Here is a 1336-nt window from a genome sequence, read left to right on the forward strand (position 1 = left end):
TGCCACCTGCCCACCCTAGGAACTTCTCCGGGTTCCAATCCGCCACATAGCGATGGGTGCTGGGCATATGGGCAGGGTCGGTGGTATAGCCGTAGCGTTTCCTGTCCCTCTGGTGCACTGCGATACGGCGTTGTCGCAGGTAGATCTCCACTACGTCCCGGGTATAGATGACACGGACCTTCTTCCCTATATACTTGAAGGGGACACTGTAATGGTGCTTGTCCTTGTTCAGGTAGATGTGCGAGCTCTTGTAGACGGTGCCGGAGGCATACTGTCTTATCTGGTAGGGCTCTGCGGGCAGTGGGGCAAGGGCCTGTTTCTCCACGGACTCGAACAGCTCCGATCGGGAATAGGCCCTCCCTTGGAACCTTGCGGTGTTATGGGCCAGTACCAGTCCCGTTATCGCCCCGTTGAGCGAACGTAGGCTATGGAACACCTGGTCGTGCAACTTTGCAAAGACACGCGTATAGATAATCTTCACAGCGTTCTCCACAAGGGCCTTGTCCCTGGGCTTGTACGTACGGGTCGGGAGTATCGCCGTGCCATAATGGTCGGAGAAGGCCAGAAGGCTCTCGTTGATCAAGGGCTCGTACCTACTGCTCTTGGTAACGGCGGCCTTCAGGTTGTCCGTGACTATGGCCATGGGCACACCGCCATAGAACTGGAGGGCATTGGCCATGCACCTGAGGAAGTCCTCCCTCTTTTGCGAGGCACAGGCCTCCACATAGGTAAGCCCACTGGCACCCAGCACGCCAATGAAGACCTCTACCTCGATAAGTTCGCCAGTCGCTTGGTCCACGATCGAGAGCTTCTTGCCCGTATAGTCCACAAAGAGCTTGTCCCCGGCCTTGTGGTGGAAGCGCATCACCGGGTTCTGGCCACGCCCCCATATCCTGTACAGGTGGCAGAACCTTGAGTACGATACCCCATCGGGGTGCAGCTCCTTATAACGCTCCCACATTATGTAACGGGTCATGCCCACACGCTTGAACTGTTTGCTCACTTCGGGAAAATATCCGAAGAGTGCCCCATGGCCGTTATCGGCCCTTCCCTTGCCCTCCAATAGCAGCAACAGGGTGTCCGGGCCCAGTTCCGAGACGTCATCCACCGTCAGTCCGCTCTTCTGGAACAGGGGTATGTACTTGTTGACCGTGTTGCGGGAGATACCGAGCTCCCTGCTGATCCGGCGGCGGCTGTGCCCTTCGCCGAACATCCTGTAGAGTTGTTTTATTCTTCTCATGTCCAATAGTCTGTTCGCCATACTGTTATATTTTTTGAAAAATATAACCCTTTGGCACCCCCTATTGGATACGTTTTTGAAAGTGGTTCACTTTGG

1 protein-coding gene is annotated in these 1336 nt (G+C 55.5%); it reads right to left on the reverse strand.

Translation table 11 applies throughout. The features are described 5' to 3' along the window. The coding region (gene istA / locus E4661_RS18945) for an IS21 family transposase (protein ID WP_136469030.1) at positions 1 to 1261 on the reverse strand (1261 nt) is incomplete at its 3' end. Positions 1262 to 1336 lie beyond the last annotated feature (75 nt).

The organism is Flagellimonas onchidii, from assembly GCF_004804315.1.
Taxonomy (GTDB): domain Bacteria; phylum Bacteroidota; class Bacteroidia; order Flavobacteriales; family Flavobacteriaceae; genus Flagellimonas; species Flagellimonas onchidii.